Annotated in this window: 17 protein-coding genes and 1 pseudogene; 7 read left to right on the forward strand and 11 right to left on the reverse strand. The window is 71.4% G+C overall.

The annotated features are described in order from the left end of the window. Nucleotides 1-140: 140 nt before the first annotated feature. Nucleotides 141-1,223, forward strand: a pseudogene (locus ACWGIH_RS32080) (glycosyltransferase 87 family protein); the annotation flags it as partial. Here ACWGIH_RS32080 and ACWGIH_RS32085 read toward each other — a convergent pair. Both ACWGIH_RS32085 and ACWGIH_RS32090 read right to left on the reverse strand, forming a co-directional pair. Further along, a complete protein-coding gene (locus tag ACWGIH_RS32085; RefSeq protein WP_453448614.1) occupies nucleotides 1,129-2,772 on the reverse strand; it encodes a DNA repair helicase XPB in 1,644 nt (547 codons plus the stop codon). The pseudogene ACWGIH_RS32080 and the gene ACWGIH_RS32085 overlap by 95 nt on opposite strands. 90 nt (nucleotides 2,773-2,862) lie before the next feature. Beyond that, nucleotides 2,863-5,397, reverse strand: coding sequence for a helicase-associated domain-containing protein (locus tag ACWGIH_RS32090; protein WP_453448615.1), 2,535 nt, complete (start codon nucleotides 5,395-5,397; stop codon nucleotides 2,863-2,865). A 254-nt stretch (nucleotides 5,398-5,651) separates the two neighbouring features. Between ACWGIH_RS32090 and ACWGIH_RS32095 the strand changes: the two genes are divergently transcribed. Continuing rightward, on the forward strand, nucleotides 5,652-6,731 hold the full coding sequence (locus ACWGIH_RS32095; RefSeq protein WP_453448616.1) for a hypothetical protein: 1,080 nt from the start codon (nucleotides 5,652-5,654) through the stop codon (nucleotides 6,729-6,731). A 34-nt stretch (nucleotides 6,732-6,765) separates the two neighbouring features. On the opposite strand, the gene ACWGIH_RS32100 is transcribed toward ACWGIH_RS32095, so the two are convergent. Next, on the reverse strand, nucleotides 6,766-7,500 hold the full coding sequence (locus tag ACWGIH_RS32100; protein WP_453448617.1) for a helix-turn-helix domain-containing protein: 735 nt from the start codon (nucleotides 7,498-7,500) through the stop codon (nucleotides 6,766-6,768). 246 nt (nucleotides 7,501-7,746) lie between these two features. On the opposite strand from ACWGIH_RS32100, the gene ACWGIH_RS32105 reads away from it, so the two are divergent. The 3 genes from ACWGIH_RS32105 to ACWGIH_RS32115 are packed head-to-tail and all read left to right on the forward strand — an operon-like array spanning nucleotide 7,747 to nucleotide 10,219. Next, the gene (locus tag ACWGIH_RS32105; protein WP_453448618.1) at nucleotides 7,747-8,421 is read left to right on the forward strand and encodes a DUF4097 family beta strand repeat-containing protein; all 675 of its coding nucleotides are present in this window, start codon (nucleotides 7,747-7,749) and stop codon (nucleotides 8,419-8,421) included. A gap of 50 nt (nucleotides 8,422-8,471) precedes the next feature. Then, a complete protein-coding gene (locus tag ACWGIH_RS32110) occupies nucleotides 8,472-9,437 on the forward strand; it encodes an ATP-binding cassette domain-containing protein (RefSeq protein ID WP_453448619.1) in 966 nt (321 codons plus the stop codon). Then, nucleotides 9,434-10,219, forward strand: a complete 786-nt coding sequence (locus ACWGIH_RS32115; RefSeq protein ID WP_453448620.1) for an ABC transporter permease — start codon at nucleotides 9,434-9,436, stop codon at nucleotides 10,217-10,219. The genes ACWGIH_RS32110 and ACWGIH_RS32115 overlap by 4 nt, the downstream gene beginning before the upstream one ends. Nucleotides 10,220-10,305: 86 nt before the next feature. On the opposite strand, the gene ACWGIH_RS32120 is transcribed toward ACWGIH_RS32115, so the two are convergent. From ACWGIH_RS32120 to ACWGIH_RS32135, 4 genes are all read right to left on the reverse strand, one after another. Continuing rightward, nucleotides 10,306-11,289: an ABC transporter substrate-binding protein gene (locus tag ACWGIH_RS32120; RefSeq protein WP_453448621.1), complete on the reverse strand. Its 984-nt coding sequence runs from the start codon at nucleotides 11,287-11,289 to the stop codon at nucleotides 10,306-10,308. Beyond that, entirely contained in the window at nucleotides 11,286-12,143 is an 858-nt protein-coding gene (locus ACWGIH_RS32125) for an ABC transporter ATP-binding protein (protein WP_453448622.1), read from the reverse strand. The genes ACWGIH_RS32120 and ACWGIH_RS32125 overlap by 4 nt, the downstream gene beginning before the upstream one ends. Further along, complete coding sequence (locus ACWGIH_RS32130) at nucleotides 12,140-13,237, reverse strand: FecCD family ABC transporter permease (protein ID WP_453448623.1); 1,098 nt, start codon at nucleotides 13,235-13,237, stop codon at nucleotides 12,140-12,142. The genes ACWGIH_RS32125 and ACWGIH_RS32130 overlap by 4 nt, the downstream gene beginning before the upstream one ends. An 83-nt stretch (nucleotides 13,238-13,320) precedes the next feature. Next, entirely contained in the window at nucleotides 13,321-14,319 is a 999-nt protein-coding gene (locus ACWGIH_RS32135; RefSeq protein ID WP_453448624.1) for a FecCD family ABC transporter permease, read from the reverse strand. A gap of 119 nt (nucleotides 14,320-14,438) precedes the next feature. Between ACWGIH_RS32135 and ACWGIH_RS32140 the strand changes: the two genes are divergently transcribed. Next, on the forward strand, nucleotides 14,439-15,068 hold the full coding sequence (locus tag ACWGIH_RS32140) for an HAD family hydrolase (RefSeq protein ID WP_453448625.1): 630 nt from the start codon (nucleotides 14,439-14,441) through the stop codon (nucleotides 15,066-15,068). Here the strand turns inward: ACWGIH_RS32140 and ACWGIH_RS32145 are convergent. Continuing rightward, nucleotides 15,061-15,345, reverse strand: a complete 285-nt coding sequence (locus ACWGIH_RS32145) for a hypothetical protein (RefSeq protein ID WP_453448626.1) — start codon at nucleotides 15,343-15,345, stop codon at nucleotides 15,061-15,063. The genes ACWGIH_RS32140 and ACWGIH_RS32145 overlap by 8 nt on opposite strands. A 171-nt stretch (nucleotides 15,346-15,516) precedes the next feature. On the opposite strand from ACWGIH_RS32145, the gene ACWGIH_RS32150 reads away from it, so the two are divergent. Next, on the forward strand, nucleotides 15,517-15,900 hold the full coding sequence (locus ACWGIH_RS32150) for a cold-shock protein (RefSeq protein WP_055701393.1): 384 nt from the start codon (nucleotides 15,517-15,519) through the stop codon (nucleotides 15,898-15,900). Between the two features lie 32 nt (nucleotides 15,901-15,932). Here the strand turns inward: ACWGIH_RS32150 and ACWGIH_RS32155 are convergent, their stop codons facing one another. The 3 genes from ACWGIH_RS32155 to ACWGIH_RS32165 are packed head-to-tail and all read right to left on the reverse strand — an operon-like array spanning nucleotide 15,933 to nucleotide 17,981. After that, entirely contained in the window at nucleotides 15,933-16,820 is an 888-nt protein-coding gene (locus tag ACWGIH_RS32155) for a 1,4-dihydroxy-6-naphthoate synthase (protein ID WP_453448627.1), read from the reverse strand. Next, a complete protein-coding gene (locus ACWGIH_RS32160; protein WP_453448628.1) occupies nucleotides 16,813-17,502 on the reverse strand; it encodes a futalosine hydrolase in 690 nt (229 codons plus the stop codon). Before ACWGIH_RS32160 ends, ACWGIH_RS32155 begins: the two co-directional genes overlap by 8 nt. Next, nucleotides 17,472-17,981: a DUF2771 domain-containing protein gene (locus ACWGIH_RS32165; RefSeq protein ID WP_453448629.1), complete on the reverse strand. Its 510-nt coding sequence runs from the start codon at nucleotides 17,979-17,981 to the stop codon at nucleotides 17,472-17,474. The genes ACWGIH_RS32160 and ACWGIH_RS32165 overlap by 31 nt, the downstream gene beginning before the upstream one ends. Nucleotides 17,982-18,021 lie beyond the last annotated feature (40 nt).

Raw genomic sequence — 18,021 nt, forward strand, 5'->3', positions numbered from 1 at the left:
AACAGCCTTCTCCTGCGTGATCCACTAGGGTCACCGCCGTGAAGGTACCGTCTGTGAGTGTCACGCCACGCTGCGTCACCGTTCTTCTCGCCGTCAGCCTTGTCGCCTTCGCCGCCCTCTGTTTCGCCCAGCGCATCCCCATGGCCGACACCCTCGTGTACCGGGCCGAAGGCGCCGCCGTCGCCGGGGGGAGCGATCTCTACGGGTTCACCGTCACCGAGTGGGACCTCCCGGCCACCTATCCGCCCTTCGCGGCCATCCTCTTCGTACCCACCACCTGGCTGCCCCTCCCCGTCCTCAAGCTCGCCTTCATCGTGGGGAACCTCGTTCTCCTGGCGAACCTCGTCCACCTCTCCTGCCGCCTCGCAGGGCTTCCCACCCGTGTCGGCCCGCTCCTCGCGGCCACCGCCCTCGGCATCTGGGTCGAGCCCGTCTTCCAGACGATCCTCTTCGGGCAGATCAACCTCGCCCTCGCCTGCCTCGTCCTCTGGGATCTGACCAGGCCTCCCGGCGCCGTCGGCAAGGGCTTCGCGATCGGGGTCGCCGCCGGGATCAAGCTCACCCCGGCGATCTTCATCGCGTATCTCCTCCTCACCGGACGCGTACGCGAAGGGCTCACGGCCACCGCCGCCCTCACCGGCACCCTCGCGCTCGGCGCGCTCGTGCTGCCCGCCGCCAGCGTCGACTTCTGGACGCAACGGCTCTTCGAGACGGGCCGCGTCGGCAAGGCGTGGATCGTCGACAACCAGTCGCTCCAGGGGCTGGTCGCGCGCATGACGCACGACCCGCACCCAGGGCTCGTGTGGGCCGTGCCCGCGGTCCTCGTCGCCGCCACCGGGCTGTGGCTGGCCCGCCGTGCCCGCAGCGAGCCCCGCGGCGTCCTCCTCACGGCCGGCACCGCGCTTCTCGTCTCGCCCATCAGCTGGTCCCACCACTGGGTCTGGTGCGTACCGCTCATGGTCCTGCTCATGGCGGAGGGCCGCCCCCGCCTGACCGCGGCGGTGGCGACCCTCTTCACGGCCCGCACCCTGTGGCTGATCCCGCACCAGGGGGAGGCGGACCTGCGACTGCCCGACTGGCAGCAGCCGTTGGCGTCGCCCTACCCCCTGCTCGCCCTGGCCCTGGTGCTCAGTTGTCGGCCAGCAGCTCGTCCGCGTCCACGATCCGGTACGCGTACCCCTGCTCCGCGAGGAAGCGCTGCCGATGCGCCGCGAAGTCCTGGTCGATGGTGTCCCGGGCCACCACGGAGTAGAAGCGGGCCTCATGGCCGTCGGCCTTCGGACGCAGCACACGACCGAGCCGCTGTGCCTCCTCCTGCCGGGAGCCGAACGTCCCCGACACCTGGATCGCGACCGTAGCCTCGGGCAGGTCGATCGAGAAGTTCGCGACCTTCGAGACGACGAGAACGGAGATCTCGCCCTCCCGGAACGCGCCGAACAGCTTCTCGCGCTGCGCGTTCGTCGTCTCACCCTTGATGACCGGCGCGTCCAGATGCTCGCCCAGCTCGTCCAGCTGGTCGATGTACTGGCCGATGACCAGGGTCTGCTCACCGGCGTGCTTCTTGACGAGGGCTTCGGTCACCTTCCGCTTCGTGGCCGTCGTGGCGCAGAAGCGGTACTTCTCCTCGGCCTCGGCCGTCGCGTACGCGAGCCGCTCCGAGTCCGTGAGGTTGACCCGCACCTCGACACAGTCCGCGGGCGCGATGTAGCCCTGCGCCTCGATCTCCTTCCACGGAGCGTCGAACCGCTTGGGTCCGATCAGGGAGAAGACGTCCGACTCGCGGCCGTCCTCCCGGACCAGCGTCGCCGTCAGACCGAGGCGTCGCCTCGCCTGGAGGTCGGCGGTGAACTTGAAGACGGGGGCGGGCAGCAGGTGCACCTCGTCGTAGACGATCAGGCCCCAGTCGCGGGAGTCGAAGAGCTCCAGGTGCGGATAGACGCCCTTACGCTTCGTGGTCAGGACCTGGTACGTGGCGATGGTGACCGGGCGGATCTCCTTGCGCGTACCGCTGTACTCGCCGATCTCCTCCTCGGTCAGCGAGGTCCGCTTGATCAGCTCGCTCTTCCACTGCCGGGCGGAGACCGTGTTCGTCACCAGGATCAGCGTCGTCGCCTTGGCCTCGGCCATCGCACCGGCTCCGACCAGCGTCTTCCCCGCGCCACAGGGCAGTACGACCACACCACTGCCGCCGTGCCAGAACCCCTCGACCGCCTGCTTCTGATACGGCCGCAGCGCCCAGCCGTCCTCCGCGAGGTCGATGCGGTGCGCCTCGCCGTCGACGTACCCCGCGAGGTCCTCGGCGGGCCAGCCCAGCTTCAGGAGGGTCTGCTTGATCTGTCCGCGCTCGGAGGGGTGGACCACGACGGTGTCCGCGTCGACCCGGTCCCCGACCAGCGGCTGCACCTTCTTGGACCGCAGGATCTCTTCCAGGACCGGCCGGTCGGTGGTGGTCAGGACGAGACCGTGCGTGGGGTGCTTGGAGAGCGTGAGCCTGCCGTAGCGCGCCATCGTCTCGGCGATGTCCACGAGCAGCGCGTGCGGCACGGGGTAGCGGGAGAACTCCACCAACGCGTCCACGACCTGCTCGGCGTCGTGCCCGGCGGCACGGGCGTTCCACAGGCCGAGCGGCGTCACGCGGTAGGTGTGGATGTGCTCGGGAGCACGCTCCAGCTCCGCGAAGGGCGCGATGACACGGCGGCAGGCCTCCGCCTGCTCGTGGTCGACCTCAAGCAGGAGAGTCTTGTCCGACTGGACGATCAGGGGACCATTCACGCGCGCACCCTTTCGGTAAGCCAAACCTCCAGTGTGCCGCATCGCGAAGGGTGACAGAGGTGACGTCGGCTACAGCCGGGCGCCGGGGGGTCACTCCGCCAGTTCCGCCACGCCCGTGACCCGGTGCAAGGGGTACGTCCGTACCTCGTCCGCCGTGTGGTCGTATGCGGTGACGAAGCCGCCCTCCACCCGGATCGGGGCGATCACCCGCTGGCTCGCGGAACCCTCGGCGTTGACGTACCCGATCCACACCGCCTCGCCCGTCAGGACCGCGGCCTGCATCGTGGCGAGGGTCTCGGCGGCCGTGGTGCGGGGCAGCGTGTCGCCCTTCTCCGGGGTCGCCTTGCGGGGTGCGGTGGAGGCGAGGTCACCGGCGCGGATGGCGCGTACGGCCGCGCCGATCAAGGTGGTGTCCGGCAGCGGCGGCCCGTCGTGCACCGGCTCGGGAGCGGTGCGGGGCGGCGAGCGGTGGGCGTGGGCCCGGGTGATCAGTACGTCGCCCTCGGCGCTCTCCGCGGCGGGCGCGAAGCCCATCCCGCGCAGGCCTTCGAGGAGCGCCCCGGGGTCGGCCTGCGCGGCGAGCACGGTCGGCGCGAGGCGGCGCAGGCGCAGGCCCTGGGAGCGCTTGTCGGCCAGGATCTCGTTCAGCAGGGCCTCGTCGTCGCAGCGTACGTACGCGGATGCCGCGCCGATCCGCAGGTGGCCGTGCTTACGGGCCACGTCGTCGATGAGATACGCAAGGGGCTGCGGCACCGGCGTACGCGAGTGCGCGGCGAGGAAGGCGTGCAGGTCGGAGGCGGCCTTGCCCGCGTCGAGGGCCCGCCGCACGGAGCCGGGCGTGAACCGGTACACGGTCGCCCCGCCCTTCGATTCGACGTCGGCGAGCACGGACAGCGTCTCGGCGAGCGGCCGCTCCAGCGGGCCGGGGGCCACGGCGGTGAGGTCGGCCTGCAGCAGGACGTGGTCGAGCGGTTCGGGGAGCAGCGGCGCCAGGAGCCGGGCGGCTCGCGCGCCGGACGCGGCGAGTTCGGCGGGGGAGGGCTGGGGGGCCGCCGTCCCCACGGAGTCGTCCTCGCTCTCGGAGCCGAGCAGCGCCCGGCCGTGCGCGGACAGCGCCCCGCGTCCCGTGACACCGAGCAACTCCGCCTCGTTCAGCGTCCATTGGGCGATGCGGGCGCGCAGCTCCAGGGGGGCGTTGCCGACCGGAGCGTGGGTGGAGACGCCGCCCGTGGACGCGCCGCCTCCGGACGAGCCGCGCGGCGGGCGCTCCCAGCGCAGGCGGGCAAGCATCGATTCGGGGGTGGGGCTCGCGCCGTCCGGCAGGGTGGTGAGGAGCGTGAGCACCCGGCGGCGGATCTCCGGCGCCGACGAGCGGTCCAGGTGCGGGCCGAGCGCCGACAGGGTGCGGTCCTTGCCGTCACGTCCGCCGATCAGGCCCGCCGTGCGGGTCGCCGTCAGCCAGGCCGTGGCGAGGACCGACCAGCGCTCGGCGGGAGGCAGTTCCTGCCAGTCGTCGTACGCGGGCGTCGCCGCGTACCGCTCCTCCGCCTCGCCGTCCGACGCCACCAGGCCCGCCGCGTAGGCCAGCTCGACCCAGAACGCCGCCACCGGCTCCGGCAGGTCGAGGGCGACCGCCGTGCGCTTCAGGTCGCGCACGCTGAGGCCGCCCGCGCGGAGCACGGTGGGGCCGCCCTCGTCCCAGTCCTTCAGGAGTTCCTCGACCGTGTCGAGCGCCATGTACGCCTGGCTGGCCGCCGCCGCGTCCACAGCCTGTGGACGGTGTTCGCGCAGCGCCTCGACGGCGGGCGGCGCGGGTTCGAGCACCCGGTGGGCGCGGCCCGCGCGCAGGTGCAGGGCCGCCTCGCGGGGCAGCACGACGGTGCCGGGCGCGGTCGGCAGGAGAAGGCCGCGGTCCAGGAGCCAGCGCAGGTGGCGTGCCGGATCGGCGGTGACCTGGCCGTACGGCGGGCCCCAGACGAGCCGCGACAGGACTTCGACGGACTCCGCGGGGGCCTCGTCGAGGAGCGCGGACATCCGGGCGCGGTCCGTGAAGAGTTCGGTGAGCGAGCGCACCGCGGAGACCGCGTCGTGCGTGGACGGCAGCCCGGCCGCCGCCACGATGTCCTGCATGCGGTTCGGCGACATGCCCGCGGTGGCCTCGGCGACGGTCGGGCCGAGGCCGGTGGGGGAGGGGTACTGCGGGGCGGGGGCGAGGAGTTCGCGTGCGGTGCGGACCAGGCGGAGGCGGTCGTCGGTGCCCCAGACGAGGGCCTGCTCGCGGAGGGTGGCGAGGGCACGGCCCAGCGCCGCCTCGACGGTGCTGTCACCTCCCTCGTCCCCGGCCACGAGCGCGCGCAGCTCCTCGTACGCGGCCGGTTCCGGGGCCACGGCGAGCGCCTCGGCGACCTGCTGCGCGAACCGGTCGAGGCGCTCGAGGGCGCGGACCACGGAGGCGCGGGTGGCCGCGCGGGTGGCGAGCTGGGTGAGGTCGTTCGGGACCGGCGTGAGCAGATCGGGGCGGGCGTGGAGCAGCGCGCCGAGGGACGCGTCGTCACGGAAACGAAGCGCCTCGGCGAGGGACCGGGGGGTGTCCGCTGGGCGCTGGGGCTGCTCGTCGGTGCTCATCAGGCTCACGGTAGCGGGTTGGGGTGCGAGGCCGGGCGTTCCTGGCGGCTGTCCATGTGGCGGGGGTGGCGAGGGTGCATGCGGGGTCATCGAGCGGGTGGGTGGGAAAGCTTGTTCGTGAGGGGTGTGGCCGTGGGGCCGGAGCCCGGCCCGAGGAGGCGAGACAGGCAGGCCGGCCACGCCGGGAGAAGGTACCGTCGTCCTACCGGGCACAACGGGCGGCTCGTCAACGGCGCCGCCCCGGAGGGGACTTCGTGGGGATCGAGAGCGATCAGCTCGTCTTCGACTATCTGAGCCGCGTCGGCGACCTGGCCCAGCAGCAGTTGCTGCCGTCCGCCGCCCGCATGCGCCTCGTGGCGGATCTGCGGAACGAGATCGACCGCAGCAGAGCGAAAACCTCCGCCGACAACCCGGCCGCGATACGCCGCATCCTGGACCGCCTCGGCTCTCCCGAGGAACTGGTCGAAGCGGCGGGCTCGGGGGGCAGAGGTTCCACAGACAACGGCGTCGTAGGCGACGGCGCCGACGACCGTGACCTGCCCAAGGCCCGCAAGACCCGCCCCGCCGTCCCCACCCAGCGCACCGCCCGGCCGAAGGAACGGCCCAAGCGCCTGCGCCGCGTCGTCCCCCGCCCGCGTCCCGCCGCGGAGGAACCGGAGCCGCCCCGGGACGACCTGCCCTCCCCGCCGCACCTCGCGAGCACGGACGAGCTCGGAGCCCCCGGCTCCGAGCCCGACTGGTGGCGGGTGGACAGCAGTCCCTTCGGCCTCGCCGACAGCGTCCCGGGCTTCACCGGAGGCGTGGAGATCCCGGAGCTCCTCAAGCCCCCGCCGAAGAAGCGCCCCGAAGCGGAAGAGCGCGACGCCGAGGACGAGAGCGAGGACGGGGACGAGGAAGAGGAGGAGTGGGAGGAGGCGGACGAGACCGCTTCCGCGCCCCGTCGCCGCCTTCGCATCCGGCGGCCCGTCACCGCGGCCGTCGCCTCCGCCGGGCCCCGCTTCACCAACCCCCTGCTCCTGCTCGCGGCGGCCCTCCTCACCGTCGGCGCCGTCCTCGGCAACTGGCTTGCCCTGGGCGGCGGCTGGCTCCTCGCCTACGCCTCGCGCAGGCTCAGCCGCGCCGAGGCGAAGTGGGCCGTGATCGGACTGCCGGGTCTGTCCGTGGCTGCCGGGATCACCTGGCTTTGGGGCAGGAACGAGGGCCGCTGGGGCGATCACATCCGCGAGGGCCACATGAGCGACGCGATGGCCGAGACCTGGCCGTGGGTGGTGCGCGGCGCCGCCATCGCCTCCGCGCTCTACCTCGTGTGGAGATCTCAGCGCCGACGGCCGTAAGCGGTGGTGGACGGCCGCGCTCCGCGCTCCGCGGTCAGCCGCGGCCGTCCGTACCCCCCTCCGGCTTCGTGTGAAGCACCTCGCGGGCCTGGTCCGCCGCGCGGGCGATGCTCTCGCTGACGAAGTCGAGGAAGCGGGCGATGTTCTCGAGGCGGGTGGCCGCCGGGGTGCCGGGGCCGAGGATGCCGACGCCCTGCCGTGCCGTCTCGACGACGTGGGCGGTGGAGCGGGCGCTCGCCATCATCGACTGGTACCAGATGTCGTCGTCCACGACGTACCTCTCGCGGCGGCGTTCGTCGCGTTCCCGGCGGATGAGTCCCTGCCCGTCGAGGTACGTGATGGCCTTGGAGACGGACGCGGGGCTGACCTGGAGCCGCTGGACGAGTTCGGCCGCGGTGAGGCTGCCCGAGTCGGTGGTGCAGAGGCAGGCGTGCACCCGGGCCATCATCTTGGGCATCCCCGACTGCATGAAGACGGTGGTGAGCGTCTCCTCGAACTCCCGCACGGCCTCGGCGTCGCGTCCGTGCGCCTGCGGGGCGGCTTGCGGCTCGCGGGGCGCCGCCTGCCTGCGCCGCTGGGTGCGGCGTTCGGTGGCGCGGTGGGCCAGGTCGGCGCGGTAGGCGGTGGGGCCGCCGTTCCGCATCACCTCGCGCGTGATCGTCGACGTCGGCCGGTCGAGACTTCTGGCGATCTCCGCGTAGGCGAGGCCGTCGGCCAGCCCCAGCGCGATCTGCTGACGTTCCTGCTGCGTGAGTCTGCCGCCCGGCATCGCGATCTCCTTCGTACCCATCGGATGCGCCCAGCATAGCGTTCACTTCCAGTCCATTGCAACGCAACGGTTCACCTTGTTGCATTAGCTTCTGAACTGTTGCAACGAAATAGCTGCTCTGAGCTGCATATACCTCACTCAAGCGCAACGAAGGTGTTGTCAGCATCGTGAACGCAACGTAGCTTTTCCCATGTCGGAAACAACGACCGACACAACGACCGGAACAACAACCCGAAGGAACACACCATGCAGAACTTCGACACCCCCACCCCGATCTCCGCCGTCATCGACATCCCCGCCGGCCACATCCGCCTCATCGCCGCCGACCGGGCCGACACCGCGGTCGAGGTCCGGCCCGCGAGCGCCTCGATGAGCCGCGACGTGACGGCGGCCGAGCAGACCACGGTCGAGTACGCCGACGGTGTCCTGCGCATCGCGGCGGCACCGGCGAAGCACGGCATCCTCGGCAACGGCTCCGGATCGGTCGAGGTGACCGTCCAGTTGCCCGCCGGATCCCACGTCGAGGCGAAGACCGCCGCCGCCGACCTCCGCGGAGTGGGGCGGCTCGGGGACGTCGTCCTCGAGGGCGCGCAGGGCACGGTCAAGCTCGACGAGACCGCGAGCGCCCGCCTCGCCCTCCAGGCCGGTGACATCACGGTCGGCCGCCTCGGCGGGCCCGCGGAGATCAGCACGCAGAAGGGCGACCTGACCGTCGGCGAGGCCGTGCAGGGCACGGTCACCCTGCGCACCGAGTCCGGCGAGATCGCGGTCGGCGCGGCCCGTGGGGTCTCCGCCTCCCTGGACGCCGGCACCTCCTACGGCCGGATCCACAACACGCTCCAGAACGCCGAAGGCGCCGCCGCGGGCCTGAACATCCACGCGACCACCGCCTACGGCGACATCACCGCCCGCAGCATCTGACCCCGGCAGCCGACCGGCAGCCGACCCGCAGCCCTTTAGGAGCACTCCTCATGACGAACCTGGCCATCGCCGCGAACGGGCTGCGCAAGTCCTACGGCGACAAGACCGTGCTCGACGGCATCGACCTGGCCGTCCCGCAAGGAACGGTCTTCTCCCTGCTCGGCCCGAACGGCGCCGGCAAGACCACCGCCGTGAAGATCCTCTCCACCCTCATCACCGCCGACGCCGGTGACCTGCGCGTCGGCGGCCACGACCTGGCCACCGCACCCCAGGCCGTCCGCGCCGCGATCGGTGTCACCGGCCAGTTCTCCGCGGTCGACGGGCTGATCACCGGCGAGGAGAACATGCTCCTGATGGCCGATCTGCACCATCTCTCCAAGAGCGAGGGGCGGCAGGTCGCCGCCGAACTCCTGGAGCGCTTCGACCTCACCGAAGCCGCCAAGAAGCCCGCCTCGACCTATTCCGGCGGCATGAAGCGCCGCCTGGACATCGCCATGACGCTGGTCGGCAGCCCGCGCATCATCTTCCTCGACGAGCCCACCACCGGCCTCGACCCCCGCTCCCGCCACAACATGTGGGCCATCATCCGCGAACTCGTCTCCGACGGCGTCACCGTCTTCCTCACCACCCAGTACCTGGAAGAAGCCGACGAACTCGCCGACCGCATCGCCGTCCTGAACGACGGCAAGATCGCCGCCGAAGGCACCGCGGAAGAGCTCAAGCGACTGATCCCCGGCGGCCACGTACGCCTGCGCTTCACCGACCCGGCCGCCTACCGGTCCGCCGCCCTCGCCCTGCACGACGTGACCCGCGACGACGAGGCCCTCACCCTCCAACTGCCCAGCGACGGCAGCCAGCGCGAGCTGCGCGTCATCCTCGACCGGCTCGACTCGTCCGGCATCGAGGCCGACGAACTGACCGTCCACACCCCCGACCTCGACGACGTCTTCTTCGCCCTCACCGGCCCGGCCCACGTCCCCGCCCAGACCGACAAGACCAAGGAGAACGTCCGATGAGCTCCCTCTCCCTCGCCGTCCGCGACTCGTCCACGATGCTGCGCCGCAACCTCCTGCACGCCCGGCGCTACCCCTCCCTCACCCTGAACCTGCTGCTCACGCCGGTCATGCTGCTCCTGCTCTTCGTCTACATCTTCGGCGACGTGATGAGCACGGGCATCGGCGGCGCGGACCGCTCCGACTACATCGCCTACATCGTTCCCGGCATCCTGCTGATGACCATCGGCAGCACCGTGATCGGTACCGCGGTCTCCGTCTCGAACGACATGACCGAAGGCATCATCGCCCGCTTCCGCACCATGGCGATCCACCGCGGCTCGGTGCTCGTCGGGCACGTCGTCGGCAGCGTGATCCAGACGGTCATAAGCGTGGTCCTCGTCGGCGCCGTCGGGGTGGCCATCGGGTTCCGCTCCACCGACGCCACCGTCCTGGAGTGGCTGGCCGCCTTCGGACTGCTCGTCCTCTTCGCCACGGCCCTCACCTGGGTCGCGGTCGGCATGGGCCTGGTCAGCCCGAACGCCGAGGCCGCCGGCAACAACGCGATGCCGATGATCCTGCTGCCGCTCCTGTCCAGCGCCTTCATCCCGGTCGACTCGATGCCGGGCTGGTTCCGGCCCATCGCCGAGTACCAGCCCTTCACCCCCGCCATCGAGACCCTCCGCGGCCTCCTGCTCGGCACCGAGATCGGCCACAACGGCTGGCTGGCCGTCGGCTGGTGCCTGGGACTGACCTTGCTCGGCTACTTCTGGGCGACCGCGAAGTTCAACGACGACCCCAAGTGACCGCCGCGACACGGCGGGCCGGACACCCTGGAGGCGGCGCACACCGACACCGGTCGGAGTGCGCCGCCTCGTTCGTCATTCCTCCGTCATGCCTTGGTCAGAGCCGCCTGCATCTCGTCCAGGATCTTGTTCGCCGCCGTGTAGCCGATGCCCTGGATCCACAGCTCGTCGTCGACGGTGTGGACGTTGCCCTGCCGCACCGCGTCCATGCGCTTCCACAGGCTGCTGCCGACGGTCTGTGTCTGCCTGGACTTCTTCGGATCGCCGTACGTGGAACGGAAGATGACGTCCGCGTCGGCGAGGTCGATCTTCTCGGGCGACACGTCGTACGAGAAGCCGTCCTTGGCCTTGGCGGCGATGGCGGGGCGGCCTAGACCCACGTCGTCGAGGAGCGTGGCGATGTACGTCCGCTCGCCGTAGATGCGGATGTCCGCGCCCTCCACGAAGCGCACGACGTTGACCTCCGTGGCCTCGGCCTTCGCCGGGCCGCCGACCGCGGTGGTGACCTTCTCGGCGTGCGCGTCGTACGCGGAGACGACCTTCTCGGCCTCGGCCTTCTTGCCGAGCGCGTCGGCGTGCACCTGGAAGTTCGCCTTCCAGGGGTGGCCGGTGTTCTCCGTCATCACCGTCGGCGCGATCTGCTTGAGCTGCTCGTACTTGGCCGCGTGCCGGATCTTGCTGGTGAGGATGACGTCCGGTTCGAGGGCCGCGATGGCCTCCATGTTCGGGTTCAGCATCTCGCCGACGTCCTTGATGCCGCTGACCTTGTCCTCGGGCAGGTAGCCGGGGAAGCCCGACGACGCCTCGACGTGCGTGGAGCCGACCGGCTTCACGCCCAGCGTGATCGCGGAGTCCAGCTCGGCCGTGTCGAGGACGACGACACGCTTCGGGGCGACGGGGACCTTCACGTCACCCATGGCGGTCTTCACGACGTGCGTCCCGCCGGAACGGGCGTCCTCCTTGCCGGAGTCCGACGATCCGCAGGCACAGAGCGCGAGAGCGCCACCGAGGGCGAGAGCCCCGGCGGTGAGGGCGCGGCGGCGGTGCGGGGAGCTGCTCTTGACGGTCATGGTCCGGGGGCCACCTTTCGGTCGGACGAGGTGTGCGGGCGCGCGTCGGCGGCCCACGGGGCCCCGGGGACGACCAGGGGCGACCCCGTCACGGGATCCGGTACCACCACACAGTCCAGACCGAACACCTCGCGCACGAGATCCTCGGTGACGACGTCGTCGGGCGCGCCCTCGGCGACGATGCGGCCCTGCTTCATGGCGACGAGGTGATCGGCGTACCGCGCGGCCTGGTTGAGGTCGTGCAGCACGACGACCACGGTCCGGCCGCGGCCGCCGTCCGGGGTGTCGGCGGCCAGTTGGCGCACCAGGTCGAGGACCTCGACCTGGTGCGCGATGTCGAGATACGTCGTCGGCTCGTCCAGGAGCAGGATGTCCGTCTCCTGCGCGATGGCCATCGCGATCCACACCCGCTGGCGCTGACCGCCCGACAGTTCGTCGACGGACCGCCCGGCGAGCACGGCGACGTCGGTGCGCTCCATCGCCTCCGTCACGGCCCGCTCGTCCTCGTCGGACCACTGCTGCCACCAGTGCTGGTGCGGCTGGCGTCCGCGCGCGACGAGGTCGGCGACGGTGATCGCCTCGGGTGCGACGGGTGTCTGCGGGAGCAGCCCGATCTGCTGGGCGATCTTCTTGGTCGGCAGCTTGGCGAGCGCGTCGCCGTCGAGCAGGACCGCGCCGCTCTTGGGCTTGAGGAGGCGGCCGAGCGCGCGCAGGGTCGTCGACTTCCCGCAGGCGTTGGGGCCGACGATGACCGTGACCTTGCCGTCGGGCACCGCGAGTTCGAGCTCGTGCACGACTTCGCGGTCCTGGTAGGCGAGGGTCAGCTCGCGGGCGCTGAGGCGGGCGGCGGTCACGAGGTGCCTCCATTGCTCACGGAACGGCTGCGGGCGCCGTGACTTCGGACGATCAGCCAGATCAGGTACGGGGCTCCGACGGCCGCCGTGAGCACGCCGACCGGCAGCTCGGTGGGCGAGAAGAGCCGCCGGGCAAGGAGGTCGGCGAGGACCATGATGAGTGCGCCGGTCAGGGCCGAGCAGAGCAGCGGGATCTGCGCGGTGCGGGTGAGGCGGCGGGCGATCTGCGGGGCGAGGAGCGCCACGAAGTCGACGGGACCGGCGGCGCCGGTCGCCACGGACGCCAGGACGACGCCGAGCAGCACGAGACCGAGGCGTACGTGTCCCAGGCGCACCCCGAGCGCGGTCGCCGTGTCGTCGTCCATGGTCACCGAGCGCTGGGCGCGGGCGGCCCAGAACACGAACGGCAGCAGTACGAGCAGGGTCCAGGCGAGCGGCGCGGCCTCCGCCCAGCCGCGGCCGTTGAGGGAGCCCGTCATCCAGATCTGCGCCTGCTGGGCGACGAGATAGTCGCCCTTGGTCATGAAGAGCGTGGTGATGGACCGCAGGGCGATCGCGAAGCCGATGCCGATGAGCACGAAGCGGGTCGCGTGCAGGCCGCCGCGCCAGGCGAAGACGTACACGAGGGCGGCCGCCGCGACGCCGCCGAGCACCGAGAGGTAGGGCAGGACGGCGGCCGACGTGACGCCGAAGGTCATCGCCCCCACCGTCAGGGCGCTCGCGCCCTGGCTGATGCCGATGATGTCGGGGCTGGCCAGCGGATTGCGGGCGACGGTCTGGATGAGCCCGCCCGCGACGCCGAAGGCGGCGCCGACGAGGAGGCCTACGACCATGCGGGGTTCGCGCAGCGTTCCCACGACCAGTTCGTCCGGCGACGGCTGCCCCGTCAGGACCTTCAGGACTTCGCCGGGCGCGACGAAGGACTCGCCGACGCAGAGGTACGCGAGGCAGCTTGCCGCCAGGAGCAGGGTGAGGGCGACTGCGGCTGCCGCTGCCCGGCGGTGCACGAGGAACGCGGCTTTCCGTAGCCGCAGTACGGAATACCCTGCTGGACGCAGCTTTACCGGCCGGCCCGCATCAAGGGTGGTGCCCACCCTTCCCCAAGCTCTCAACTTCGTTTGAGCAGGGGAGGCCCCAATCGCCCTGCGGAACGCCTGCCCACCAGGGAAACGGGCCGTCACGCTGCCACCGCCTTCCGGCGCACCAGGGTCACCAGGAACGGCACCCCGATCAGCGCGGTCATCACCCCGGCGGGCACCTCGCTCGGCGGGAAGATCACGCGCCCCACGGTGTCGGAGACGAGAAGCATGACGGGCCCGAGCACGGCGGCCATCGGCAGCACCCAGCGGTGTCCGCTGCCCACGATCGCTCGCGCGATGTGCGGGACCGCGAGCCCGATGAACGCGATGGGCCCGGCGGCCGCGACGCCCGCACCGGTCAGCACGGTCGCCCCGAGCCCCCCGACGATCCGCACGGTCGCGACCTTCTGGCCGAGCCCCTTGGCCACGTCCTCGCCGAGTGCGAGCGCGTCGAGCCCGCGTGCCACGGACAGCACCAGCACGAGCCCCACGAGCAGGAACGGCCAGATCTGCCCGACGATCTCCGCGTCACGCCCGGAGAGCGAGCCCACCTGCCAGAAGCGGAACTCGTCGAGGGCCGATGCCTTGGTGGTGAGGATCCCGGTGGTCACGGACACGAGCAGGGCATTGATCGCGGCGCCGCCGAGTGCGAGCTTCACCGGGGTCGCCCCGCCCCTCCCGCTCGCGGCGATCGCGTACACCGCGACGGACGCGATGCCCGCGCCGACGAAGGCGTACCAGACGTATCCGGTCAGCGTGTGCACGCCCGCGAACGCGATCGCCATGACCACACCCACCGACGCGCCCTGGCTGACGCCGAGGATGCCGGGGTCGGCGATGGGGTTGCGGGTGATGCCCTGAAGGACCGTGCCGGCCAGGGCGAGCGCGGCGCCGACCATCAGGCCGATGAGCGTGCGCGGCACCCGCATCTCGCGGACGACGTCGGCGGCGTCACTGTGCCCGCCGTGCAGCAGGGCGTCGATGACGGCGGACGGCGCGATGGCGCGGGCGCCGACGGAGAGGCTGAGCAGGACCGCGAGCAGCAGGGCCACCACGGCTGCCGTCATCGCGACAACGCGTCCGGCTGGCACACGCATCGGCTGAGCTCGTTTCGGATCGGTGGGGGCTGAGCGGGGAAGCTCGGTAAGGCTTGGCTAAGAATAGGGGCGGCCCCAGCGCCGGTCATCCGGCGGTCAGGCCTCTGCACAATGGCCTCATGACGTCACGCGCACTGACGGTCGGCTTCGACCTCGACATGACCCTGATCGACTCCCGCCCCGGCATCAGGGAGGCCTACGTGGCCCTGTCCGCCGAGACGGGGACGTACATAGACGCCGACCTCGCCGTCACCCGGCTCGGGCCGCCGCTCGAGGAGGAGTTGCGCAACTGGTTCCCCGCCGACCGGATCCAGGAGATGGGCGACCGCTACCGTGAGATCTATCCCACATACGCCATCGCCCCCACGCTCGCGATGCCCGGCGCCCGTGAGGCGGTGGCCGCCGTGCGCGCCCACGGCGGCCGGGCGATCGTGGTGACCGCCAAGCACGAGCCGAACGCGAAGCTCCACCTGGCGCACCTGGGCATCGAGGCGGACGCGGTGATCGGCTGGCTGTGGGCCGAGGCGAAGGCGGAGGCGCTGCGCGAGCACGACGCGGCGGTGTACGTCGGTGACCACACCGGTGATGTACGCGGCGCGCGTACGGCGGGCGCGCTCTCCGTCGCGGTGGCCACCGGGCCGTGCGACGCAGCGGAACTGCGCGCGGCGGGCGCGGACGTCGTGCTCACGGACCTGACGGAGTTCCCGGCCTGGCTCGACGCCCACGTCGCGGGCGGCGCCGTCAGGTAGCCGCGGATTTCGCCGTGGGGGTCCCTCCCTGCTCATCAAGAGCTCGGGGGAGGCGCTGCACGGCGATACCGCGCAGCACTCCTGCCCCGGCGATGAGGAATCCGACGCCCATCAGCATGCACACCGCGTACGCGATGGACGGGAAGGGGTCGGTGCCGAGGAACAGTGGGGCCACCGTGACCAGAGTGGCCACGGCTCCGACGAAGAAAACGATCGCTCCGGTACGGACCAGGCCATCGCCCGGTCCGGCGGAATTCGCTTGGGTTTTGTCACGCACCCCACCAGGGTAGTTCCCAGCGCGAAGGAAGAATCCGGGGACGTCTTGTCACCGGCCCCCGGACCAATAGTCTTGGTTCCGGCGGGTCGGGCGACCCGCTGTAGTGCTATCCAGAGCCGTTTTCCGCGGCATAGACGCGTTCGACGACAAGTACGAGGACGAGGACTTCAGGTGCCTACCGGCAAGGTCAAGTGGTTCAACAGCGAGAAGGGCTTCGGCTTTCTCTCCCGCGATGACGGCGGCGACGTCTTCGTGCACTCCTCCGTACTGCCCGCAGGTGTCGACACACTCAAGCCCGGCCAGCGCGTCGAGTTCGGCGTCGTCGCCGGTCAGCGCGGTGACCAGGCCCTGTCGGTGACGATCCTCGACCCGACGCCGTCCGTCGCGGCCGCGCAGCGGCGCAAGCCGGACGAACTGGCGTCCATCGTCCAGGACTTGACGACACTCCTGGAGAACATCACGCCGATGCTGGAGAAGGGCCGCTACCCCGACAAGGCGTCGGGCGCGAAGATCGCCGGCCTGCTCCGGGCGGTGGCGGACCAACTGGACGTGTAGAAGCCGGTGGCCTCTGGTCGTATCGGTACTTTCTAGACGTAGGTGAGCGCGTCCGGCGCGAGGGGCGGTACGAGCCCCTCCGCCGCGGCGCGGGTCAGGAGTCCGCGGATCGCCGCGTAGCCGTTCTCGCCCAGATCGGCCGTGAACTCGTTCACGTAGAGCCCGATGTGCTGGTCGGCGACGGCCGGATCCATCTCCTGCGCGTGCTCCTGCACGTAGGGCCGCGAGGCCTCGGGGTCGTCCCAGGCCATTCGCACCGACGTACGGACGCTGTCCGCGAGCTGCCGCAGACGCTCCTCGCCCAGGGACCGCTTGGCGATGATCGCGCCCAGCGGAATGGGCAGGCCCGTCGTCCGCTCCCAGTGCTCGCCCATGTCGGCGAGGCAGTTGAGGCCGTAATTCTGATAGGTGAAGCGCGCCTCGTGGATGACGAGCCCGGCGTCGACCTTGCCGTCCCGCACCGCGGGCATGATCTGGTCGAAGGGCAGCACCACGATCTCGCCCACGCCGTCACCGGCCAGGGTGTCCGCGGCCCAGAGCCGGAACAGCAGATACGCCGTCGACTTCTCGCTCGGCACCGCGACCGTCTTGCCCCTGAGGTCGACGCCCGCCTCGCGGGTCAGGACCAGCGGCCCGCAGCCACGCCCGAGCGCACCGCCGCAGGGCAGCAGCGCGTACTCGTCGAGGACGTAGGGCAGCACGGCGTACGACACCTTCAGGACGTCGAGCTCGCCGCGCTCGGCCATGCCGTTGGTGATGTCGATGTCGGCGAAGGTGACATCGAGTGCGGGCGCGCCGGGCACCCGGCCGTGCGCCCAGGCGTCGAAGACGAACGTGTCGTTCGGGCAGGGCGAGTAAGCGATCCGCAGGGTGTTCGCGTCGTGAGCGTCGTGTGCTTCCTGCGCGGGCGATTCAGTCATGCCGTTTCCAACTCTCCAGTACGGGCGCGAATTTCCCGAACGCCTCTCCCAGCGCGCCGAGCGCCTCGCCGATCCGCCAGGCCGCGCGGTCCCGTGGTCCGACGGCGTTGGAGATCGCGCGTATCTCCAGGACGGGCAGTGCGTACGCGGCGGCCGCCTCGGCGACGCCGAAACCCTCCATCGCCTCGGCGAGCGCCCGCGGGTGGCGTCGGCGCAGCTCGGCGGCGCGCTCGGCGGAGCCGGTCACGGTGGAGACGGTCAGGACGCTGCCGATGAGACCGCCGCAGGCGGCGGCCAGATCCCGTACGAGGGACAGCGGCGGCGCGTGGGTGACGGCCCCGAACCCGAGCTCCGTGACGGGCAGGAAGCCGTCGGGCGTCTCGGCACCCAGATCGGCCGCGGTGATCTCGTCGGCGAGGACGAGTGCGCCGAGAGGCGCGTCGGGCCCGAAGCCGCCGCCGATCCCGGCGGAGATCACCAGGTCGTACGGGCCGCGCGCGAGGGCGGCCGCCGTGTGCGCGGCGGCTGCCGCGGGGCCGACACCGACGGCGACGGCGTCCATGTGAGGGGGCAGCACGTCGGCCACCGCGTCCCGTTCGGCCGGGACCGCGGTGGCCACCAGTACGCGAGGGGTGGAAGCCAAGGGAAGGGTCAGGAGTCCTTCTTGAGCTTGAACGACCACAGGCCGGTCGCCTTGGCCGTGGAGCCCTTGCCGCCTTCGAGCAGGCTGACGGTGGTGGAGTTCTTGCCGCCGCCGTACTGCTGGTTGAAGAAGACGCTGCCGGGGATGACGACGTAGGTCTTGTTGCTGGCCTCGGTGAGCGGCTGACCGTTCATCAGGAGCGTCCAGCCCTTGTCGGCGACCTCGGGGTCGACGCCGAAGCGGACCTTCTCGTCGGGGTCGACCGTGATGGACTCGACGTCCGTGTCCTTGAGGCAGCCCTGCAGCTGGGACTGCTCGAGCTCCTTGCCGTCGTTGTAGCAGGAGGCCTCGGAGTTCACCGAGTTGCTGCCGACCGTGACGGTGGCGAGCGGCGTCGGCTTGTCACAGGCCGACAGGACGAGGAGTCCGGCGGAGACAGCGCCAAGGGCGGCCACGGAACGGCGGCGACGCGCCGGGCTGAGGACGTGTGCGGCTCCGCCGCGGAGCAGGGAGGTCATGGGCGAAGGCTATCGGGCACCCCGTGCCGTCCCGCCACGT

The sequence above is a fragment of the Streptomyces sp. NPDC054872 genome (assembly GCF_053610705.1).

Bases quoted from the DNA above. Each gene is read 5' to 3' on its own strand.
- ACWGIH_RS32090 (WP_453448615.1), bottom strand. From the start codon at position 5,397: ATGAGCACCGACGAGCAGCCCCAGCGCCCAGCGGACACCCCCCGGTCC.
- ACWGIH_RS32100 (WP_453448617.1), bottom strand. From the start codon at position 7,500: ATGCCGGGCGGCAGACTCACGCAGCAGGAACGTCAGCAGATCGCGCTG.
- ACWGIH_RS32105 (WP_453448618.1), top strand. From the start codon at position 7,747: ATGCAGAACTTCGACACCCCCACCCCGATCTCCGCCGTCATCGACATC.
- ACWGIH_RS32110 (WP_453448619.1), top strand. From the start codon at position 8,472: ATGACGAACCTGGCCATCGCCGCGAACGGGCTGCGCAAGTCCTACGGC.
- ACWGIH_RS32115 (WP_453448620.1), top strand. From the start codon at position 9,434: ATGAGCTCCCTCTCCCTCGCCGTCCGCGACTCGTCCACGATGCTGCGC.
- ACWGIH_RS32120 (WP_453448621.1), bottom strand. From the start codon at position 11,289: ATGACCGTCAAGAGCAGCTCCCCGCACCGCCGCCGCGCCCTCACCGCC.
- ACWGIH_RS32135 (WP_453448624.1), bottom strand. From the start codon at position 14,319: ATGCGTGTGCCAGCCGGACGCGTTGTCGCGATGACGGCAGCCGTGGTG.
- ACWGIH_RS32140 (WP_453448625.1), top strand. From the start codon at position 14,439: ATGACGTCACGCGCACTGACGGTCGGCTTCGACCTCGACATGACCCTG.
- ACWGIH_RS32155 (WP_453448627.1), bottom strand. From the start codon at position 16,820: ATGACTGAATCGCCCGCGCAGGAAGCACACGACGCTCACGACGCGAAC.
- ACWGIH_RS32165 (WP_453448629.1), bottom strand. From the start codon at position 17,981: ATGACCTCCCTGCTCCGCGGCGGAGCCGCACACGTCCTCAGCCCGGCG.